This window comes from Actinomyces provencensis (assembly GCF_900155435.1).
GTDB lineage: Bacteria > Actinomycetota > Actinomycetes > Actinomycetales > Actinomycetaceae > Pauljensenia > Pauljensenia provencensis.
In genome coordinates this window covers 1-836 of sequence record NZ_LT700216.1, presented here as the reverse complement: position 1 = coordinate 836, position 836 = coordinate 1, and the positions used below count along the sequence as shown (strand labels likewise).

Annotated in this window: 1 pseudogene; it reads left to right on the top strand. The window is 67.6% G+C overall.

The window, feature by feature from the left end:
- Positions 1-53: 53 nt before the first annotated feature.
- Positions 54-836, top strand: a pseudogene (locus tag BQ9890_RS14305) (transposase); the annotation flags it as partial.

Below are 836 nucleotides of genomic sequence, written 5' to 3'. Positions count from 1 at the left end.
CGGGGTCTTCCGATGATGGGAGTTCCTACACAGCCCATCTGAAAGACCCCGACGTGTCCCACGCTACCTTCACGCGCCCTGATCTGACCACGTTCGCCCGCTTGGATGACCTCGGCCTCGTGGTGGTGGGCCAGAGAGTCCTCCCGGATCGCTGCGAGGTGGCCTGCCGGGTGGTGGACGAGTGAGCCGGTGGTGTCGCGAGTGTGGGTGCGAAGGGATCCCCCGCGACACCGTGGTCCGTCGCCTCGCCCACGAGCCCTCGGGCTGGAGACCGGTGACACTGCGGGTAGCGAGTGCGTCGCTACCGCTGTTCGGGGTGTGGGCGTGTGTGGAGGCAGGACACCACTGGGGCGGCCCAGCCGCGCTCGAAACTGTCCCGGGGCGGACTGCGTTGGGCCCGTGGCGGGCATCGTCGTCCAACACCTCACCGTCGCCCGGGTCGCTGAGGGTCTGGGCGTGTCCTGGGACTGCGCCAACACCTCCGTCCTGGAGGAGGGACGCAGGGTCCTCATCAACGATGAGCATCGCTTCGAGGGTGTGACCACGATCGGGGTGGACGATTCCCCCGCGCGCTGCGCTCTCTGCGGGAGGTGCCCCCAGCGTGTGGCGGCACACGCGCAGGGGCGACAAGTTCGTCACCGTGATCATCGACCTCACCCCCCTGCGCGAGGGAAGGGGTCCTGCCAGGTTGTTGGACATGGTGGAGGGCCGCTCCAAGAAGGCCTTCAAGGACTGGCTCAGCCAGCAAGACGCTGCGTGGCGTGACCGGATTGAGGTGGTCGCCATGGATGGGTTCACCGGGTTCAAGACCGCAGCCAAGGAAGAACTCCCCGACG